The organism is Planktotalea sp., assembly GCF_018607965.1.
In the GTDB taxonomy this organism is placed as follows: Bacteria; Pseudomonadota; Alphaproteobacteria; order Rhodobacterales; family Rhodobacteraceae; genus Planktotalea.
This window is the reverse complement of record NZ_JABBAM010000071.1, coordinates 1-6776: the sequence shown is the minus strand read 5'-3', so window position 1 is coordinate 6776 and position 6776 is coordinate 1. Positions and strand designations below refer to the sequence as shown.

Genomic DNA, 6776 nt, shown 5'->3' with positions numbered 1-6776 from the left:
GTGCCGATGTTGACGTGCGGTTTATTGCGTTCAAACTTTTCCTTGCCCATAACGGCACCTCATAGATTAGGGGGTCATTTAGCGAACCCAAATTTCTCTGACGCGCACATATTGGCTTGGCGGATAAAAATCAAGTATCAGTTAACAGCTTCAACCTCTGTCGCATCTTCAACCTTTTTCGCCACAGCTGACTCTGCTTCGTTGACGAGTTCGCTCGCTTTCTCGGACACCGCTTCAATCGCCTCGTCTTTTTCAACACTCGTATCTGCGACCTTCGTAGAACGGCTCTTGAACCACTGTTCTTGACGATGTTGTCGCGTGATGTAGCGCTGGATCAGTTTTGCGGCATTCACAGAGAGCGCTTCCATCTGTTCTTCTGCGGTTTTCGTCAATCCAGAGCCAATGAGTGTATCTCCGTCAAGGCGTTCTAATACCGTGATTTGTTCTGGTTCTTCATTCAGTTTCTTACCGGCTGCGTCGTCCCAAACCGTAAGCTTGAAAATCAAAGCTGACTTAGGAGAGAGCACTAAAGGAATACCGGGCTGTGCAAGCACATATCCTTCAAGCGAGATGCCAAAATGATAGAGTTGATCGCCGTCATAGCGAGAGAAGCGATCATCAATCGCTTTTGTCACAGAGGCTATCCAATCCGCATCTTCGGCTTTGCGCGAGACTGGCCCCATCACCAATTCTGGTGCGACAACCACGTTATAAGCAAGCGTGAATTCGCCAATAGGGAGCGGCTTTCCCGATATATCATCAATATTTTCACAAGCGCTTAAAGACACGACGGCAGCGAGTACGGCGAAGAATCGAAACATGCAAAACCCCTTTGGCAGATGTATCTTGCTAGACCAGCGCGCGGGTAAGATCAATGCGGCCTCTAGTTAAACCGATTGTCCCGCGGGAAGCCGCGCGGGGCCATGCGGCCCATGCTCGCGCGTTTGCCCTGCCATTCGGCCAGTTCCGTTTCTGTGCGTGTGCGTCCAGCGGGGTCAAGCCACGTCAGGCCTTCTTCCAGCGTGAACGTTGTCGCGTCTGACATGCCACCGTCTTTATATTTTTGAAGACGCACGCCTTTGCCACGCCCCATTTCGGGTAGCTCATCAAGGGCGAACACCAGCACTTTGCGGTTTTCGCCGACAACCGCAACACTGTCACCCGTTACCGGCTTACAGACGTGCGCACGGGTTTCGCCGCGCACGTTCAGCACTTGTTTGCCCGAGCGGGTCTGCGCAATCACATCATCCTCGGGCACTACAAATCCGTCGCCTGCAGAGGACCCAACAATGAGTTTACGCCCAGGTTTATGAATAAACAGATCGACGATCTGCGCTTCATTTGGAAGATCAACCATCAAACGCAGCGGTTCCCCCATGCCACGCCCACCAGGCAAGCTAGCCCCTGAAATCGTGTAGAAACGTCCGTTCGAGCCGAATACTAGCAGTCTATCAGTGGTTTCCGTATGGAATACAAAGCGCGGACCATCGCCATCTTTAAATTTCAACTCACGGGTCAGATCGATATGGCCCGTCATCGCGCGGATCCAACCCATTTCAGAGCACACAACTGTAATAGGTTCACGGTCGATCATCGCTTCAAGTGGGACCTCTTCCACTTCGCCCGCCTCTGCGAACTGCGAACGACGTGCCCCGCCCGGGTGATCTTTACCAAACTGCTTTTTCGTCAGCTTTAGCTGCTCTGCGATACTGTCCCACTGAAGTTCGCCACTATTGAGCAAGTCATCAAGTCTAGCGCGCTCTTCCATCAACGCATCGCGTTCGCGCTTAAGTTCCATCTCTTCCAAGCGGCGCAAAGAACGCAGGCGCATGTTTAAGATGGCTTCGGCTTGGACTTCTGTCAACTCGCCCTCACCCGCGGCAGGTGAAACATAGTCTTTTTCGTCCATGGCACGCACGAACGTGCGGCCCCAGTCCTCACGCATCAACGCGCCTTTGGGATCATCGTCGTATCGAATAATATCGATCACGCGATCCAAATTGAGGAAGGCAATAATAAAGCCTTCAAGCACCTCAAGACGGTGATCGATCTTTTCCATACGGTGCGTCGAGCGACGCACAAGAACATTGCGGCGGTGATCAAGGAAGGCGCGCAGCACTTCCTTCATCGAACAAACCTTGGGCGTCAAACCATCGATCAACACGTTCATGTTCAGCGAGAAGCGTACTTCAAGATCAGAACTACGGTAGAGCATGCTCATCAACACTTCGGGCGCGACATTCTTTGAGCGCGGTTCAAGCACGATGCGCACGTCCTCGGCAGACTCGTCGCGGATATCTGCAAGTATGTGGATCTTCTTGTTCTGGATCAGCTCTGCGATTTTTTCGATCAGCTTGGATTTCTGAACCTGATAGGGGATTTCGGTGACAACGATCTGCCACTGACCACGGCCAAGGTCTTCGATCTCATACTTACAGCGCAAACGAAACGAACCACGGCCCGTGCGATAGGCTTCGGCCATGTTTTCTTTTGGCTCGACAATAATGCCGCCTGTTGGAAAATCAGGACCTGGTACAAAATTTAGCAACGTATCATCACGCGCATCAGGCACTTTGATCAGATGCAAACACGCATCGCAAAGTTCTGCCACGTTATGGGGCGGAATATTCGTCGCCATGCCTACCGCGATGCCGCTAGATCCGTTCGCAAGAAGGTTCGGAAAGCTCGCGGGCAGTACAACTGGTTCGGTTAGCGTGCCATCGTAATTTTCGCGAAAATCAACCGCGTCCTCAGACAGCCCTTCCATCAACGCCTCGGCAGCGGATGTCATGCGGGCCTCAGTATAACGCGCCGCAGCTGGGTTATCACCGTCGATATTGCCAAAGTTACCTTGACCATCCACAAGCGGATAGCGCACGTTAAAGTCCTGTGCGAGACGCGCCATCGCATCATAGATCGCAGCGTCACCGTGTGGGTGATAGTTGCCCATCACATCGCCAGAAATCTTAGCGGACTTACGGAAACCACCTGTCGAGGACAGTTTAAGTTCGCGCATTGCATAGAGAATGCGACGGTGCACAGGCTTCAAACCATCACGCGCATCTGGTAAAGCGCGGTGCATAATCGTTGAGAGCGCATAGGTTAGATACCGATCGCCAAGGGCGCGGCGCAGCGGCTCGCTTAGATCGGGAACCTTTGGTAGATCATCTTTGGTGCTATCGCTCATGAAATTGCTTCTAGCGATAGCAATTCAAGGCGGCAAGATAAGAAGCATCCTAGGCATGTGGATAAGTTTCTATGCAACGGGGGGAATTTTTGCAATTTGAACCCTCACGGAAATGTTGGAATCAGGTATATGAATACCCAACAGCGGCGTTTCGCCAATTTTTAAAAGTATCTGGGGGGATTATGGGTAAAGTAATAGCCATAACATTCGCATTCATGGCGTTCGCCTTTTACGAGCTAAGCGGCGGCTCTGAATTTGTCGCAATTGAAGACGAGAAACGCGCTGTAGCAGTAGATTTACAAAAAGAAGAAACGCGAGTGTTGGCACAAGCCAAAGCCGAGCGCCTTAATGCAACTTCTGAAATAGTTTGAGCGAGCGTGTCCACTACGCCTGCAGTCGCACTGGTTGAAGCCGCTGTGGTTAAGCAAGACGACGCTGCGATTGATGTGACCGCAGCGCTGGACATCGAAAAAGCCGAAACGCTGACAGCAGACGTTACCACCGCGACCGCAGACATGCGCAAAGTATCGGCAGCGCGTGTCAACATGCGCCATGGACCTGGGCAGAACTTTTCAGCCGTCGCCAAACTTACCAACGGCCAAATGGTTGAAATTCTGCAAGATCCAGGGGACGGCTGGGTGAAACTGCGTGTCGAAGACGGTGGGCGTGTTGGATGGATGGCTGATTTCCTTTTGACGGCGTCTAACAACTAAGTTGCCAGCCGCCCGTATCATGATAAGCCCGCCCTCACATCTGAGAGGCGGGTTTTTTCATGGTCACAACGCAGCAGTCGAAATCGATCCTTATCACAGGATGCTCTTCGGGCATTGGATATGACGCAGCCCACGGTATGCGGGCTGCGGGTTGGCGTGTGTTTGCCTCTTGTCGCAAAGCGGATGATTGCGCGCGTCTCATCGCAGAGGGCTTTGAGAGCCCGTTGATTGACTACAGTGATGAAAGCACGATCCAGACTGGGTTGGCACAAATTTTGAAAGCAACTGGTGGCACCTTGGACGCGCTCTTTAACAATGGGGCCTACGCGCTGCCCGGTGCTGTCGAAGATCTGCCCCGCGATGGTTTGCGAGAGATATTTGAATGCAATTTGTTCGGCGTCCACGATCTGACTCGTGCAGTGATCCCTGTGATGCGGGCGCAAGGGTATGGTCGTATTGTGAATTGTTCCTCTGTGTTGGGTCTAGTCACGATGAAATGGCGTGGTGCTTATTCGGCAACGAAATTCGCAATGGAAGGCCTTAGCGATACCCTGCGTTTAGAAATGCGTGATACGGGGATCAAAGTGATCCTGATTGAGCCCGGCCCTGTAACGTCCGAAATTCGCGTCAATTCGATCCCACATTTCGAGCGATGGATAGATTGGAAAGCCTCCGCACGACGCAGCGAATATGAAACCAGCCTTAATGATCGCCTCTACACCAGTTCGGGCCCCGATCCTTTCGAGCTACCCCCAAGTGCGGTGACTGCGAAACTACGCCACGCCTGTGAATCCCCACGCCCCAAGCCACGTTACTATGTCACCAAACCGACCTATATCATGGGGGCTTTGCGGCGTATGCTGACCACACGTGCATTGGATCGCATTGTTTCAAAGGTGTAATCCAGCGGTAGGCATTCGCTTTTTGTAAACGCGCACCTACATGTGCAAAGACTAAATATAGGAAAGACCATGGCAAGTGACCCGCTCTTTATAATTATGATAATCGCAATGTTCGCGGTTCTTGGCATTCTGATGCTTGGCATTGGTGGCTTTGCCAAAGGTGGCGATTTCAATCGCAAACATGCCAATCGTATTATGCGATACCGTATCTATGCTCAATTCGTTGCAGTTCTTCTCATCCTAGCAGTCGTTTATTTCACAAAGGGTTAAGTCATGGTTGTTCTCAACAAAATCTACACGAAAACTGGCGATGCGGGTGAAACAGCCCTTGGAAACGGTGCACGCGTTGCCAAAAATTCTATGCGCGTCAACGCTTACGGAACCGTCGATGAAACCAATGCGGTGGTCGGCCTCGCACGTCAGCACGCGAGCGATGACATCGATGCGAAACTCGCGATGATACAGAACGATCTTTTCGATCTTGGTGCGGACCTGTGCCGCCCTGATATGGAAAAAGACAAAGATGCGGAATATCAGCCCCTGCGCATGACAGATGCCCAAGTCGCACGCCTTGAAAGCGAGATCGACGCGATGAACGGCGATCTAGAACCCTTGCGCAGCTTCATTTTGCCCGGCGGCTCTGCTTTGGCAGCGCAAATGCACCTGTGTCGTACAGTATCACGTCGCGCTGAGCGCCTGACTGTCGAGTTGGCAACAATGGAATCGGTGAACCCTGCGGCGGTAAAATACCTCAACCGCTTGTCCGATTGGTTCTTCGTCACAGGCCGCGTTGTCAATAACGGTGGCAAGGACGACATCCTTTGGGTGCCGGGCGCGAACCGCTAAACCGCGCAATCCCCAACGATTGGCCCACCGTTATGGCCAATCGTTGGGGAACGCGGCGTCCTTTTGCGCTAACATGACGATTTTGACCTGTTCCGCTCGTGCGCAAAATTATATCAACCCATGGATGATATCTGAAAGAGTCGCGATGCGGCTTTAAACTTAGGGAGACCTACGCCAATGAAGGTGCTTGTACCTGTCAAACGCGTGATTGATTATAATGTGAAAGTTCGTGTCAAAGCGGACGGCAGCGGAGTTGATCTCGCCAACGTGAAAATGTCCATGAACCCCTTTGACGAGATTGCTGTAGAGCAAGCAATCCGTCTGAAAGAAGCGGGCAAAGCGGATGAAGTGATTGCGGTTTCTGTCGGCGTTAAGCAGGCACAAGAGACATTGCGCACGGCTTTGGCCATGGGTGCGGATCGCGCGATCCTCGTGATCGCTGCTGATGATGTACATAATGACATCGAACCCCTGACAGTTGCGAAAATCCTCAAAGGTATCGTTGACGAAGAGCGGCCCGGTCTTGTGCTTTGCGGCAAGCAAGCGATCGACAATGACATGAACGCGACCGGCCAAATGCTGTCTGCGCTTATGGGCTGGTCCCAAGCAACATTTGCATCCGAAGTTGATATCGACGGCGACAGCGCAACAGTGACGCGTGAAGTTGACGGTGGTCTGCAGACCATCAAGGTGAACATGCCAACGGTTGTGACCGTTGATTTGCGCCTGAACGAGCCACGTTATGCGTCCCTGCCAAATATCATGAAGGCCAAGAAAAAGCCTATGGATGAAAAAACTGCAGCAGATTACGGCGTCGACGCAACACCACGTTTGGAAATCGTTAGCACAATCGAACCAGCAGCGCGCGCAGCTGGTATCAAGGTTGGTTCTGTTGATGAACTGATCGAGAAACTCAAAGAAGCGGGGGCTGTATAATGGCTGTTCTCTTACTCGCAGAAGTTACTGGCGGTGAATTGTCGCTGGACGCCACTGCCAAGGCAGTAACTGCATCCGCATACTTGGGCGATGTGACTGTACTATGCACAGGCGCTGACTGCTCTGGCGCGGCGGCGGCTGCTGCAAAAATTGCTGGCGTTTCAAAGGTGCTATGCGCCGAAGACGCGATCT

8 protein-coding genes and 1 pseudogene are annotated in these 6776 nt (G+C 52.2%); 7 read left to right on the top strand and 2 right to left on the bottom strand.

The genetic code is table 11. The features are described 5' to 3' along the window. Window positions 1–137 precede the first annotated feature (137 nt). Both QZ279_RS07100 and parC read right to left on the bottom strand, forming a co-directional pair. Window positions 138–821 carry a hypothetical protein gene (locus QZ279_RS07100; RefSeq protein WP_293449567.1) on the bottom strand — a complete coding sequence of 228 codons (684 nt, stop codon included), beginning with the start codon at window positions 819–821 and terminating at the stop codon, window positions 138–140. Between the two features lie 62 nt (window positions 822–883). Then, entirely contained in the window at window positions 884–3187 is a 2304-nt protein-coding gene (gene parC / locus QZ279_RS07095; RefSeq protein WP_293449565.1) for a DNA topoisomerase IV subunit A, read from the bottom strand. Window positions 3188–3276: 89 nt separating this feature from the next. Between parC and QZ279_RS07090 the strand changes: the two genes are divergently transcribed. The 7 genes and pseudogenes from QZ279_RS07090 to QZ279_RS07060 all read left to right on the top strand — a co-directional run. Next, window positions 3277–3558 (top strand): hypothetical protein, encoded by a 282-nt coding sequence (locus QZ279_RS07090; RefSeq protein WP_293449563.1) that lies wholly within the window; start codon window positions 3277–3279, stop codon window positions 3556–3558. Window positions 3559–3564: 6 nt separating this feature from the next. Beyond that, a complete protein-coding gene (locus QZ279_RS07085) occupies window positions 3565–3900 on the top strand; it encodes an SH3 domain-containing protein (RefSeq protein ID WP_293449561.1) in 336 nt (111 codons plus the stop codon). A 59-nt stretch (window positions 3901–3959) separates the two neighbouring features. Then, window positions 3960–4802 carry an SDR family NAD(P)-dependent oxidoreductase gene (locus QZ279_RS07080; RefSeq protein ID WP_293449560.1) on the top strand — a complete coding sequence of 281 codons (843 nt, stop codon included), beginning with the start codon at window positions 3960–3962 and terminating at the stop codon, window positions 4800–4802. Between the two features lie 69 nt (window positions 4803–4871). Further along, entirely contained in the window at window positions 4872–5072 is a 201-nt protein-coding gene (locus QZ279_RS07075; protein ID WP_293449558.1) for a twin transmembrane helix small protein, read from the top strand. 3 nt (window positions 5073–5075) lie between these two features. Then, the gene (locus QZ279_RS07070; RefSeq protein ID WP_293449556.1) at window positions 5076–5648 is read left to right on the top strand and encodes a cob(I)yrinic acid a,c-diamide adenosyltransferase; all 573 of its coding nucleotides are present in this window, start codon (window positions 5076–5078) and stop codon (window positions 5646–5648) included. 177 nt (window positions 5649–5825) lie between these two features. Then, a complete protein-coding gene (locus QZ279_RS07065) occupies window positions 5826–6584 on the top strand; it encodes an electron transfer flavoprotein subunit beta/FixA family protein (protein ID WP_293449554.1) in 759 nt (252 codons plus the stop codon). After that, a pseudogene (locus tag QZ279_RS07060) lies at window positions 6584–6776 on the top strand (electron transfer flavoprotein subunit alpha/FixB family protein); the annotation flags it as partial. The gene QZ279_RS07065 and the pseudogene QZ279_RS07060, both read left to right, overlap by 1 nt.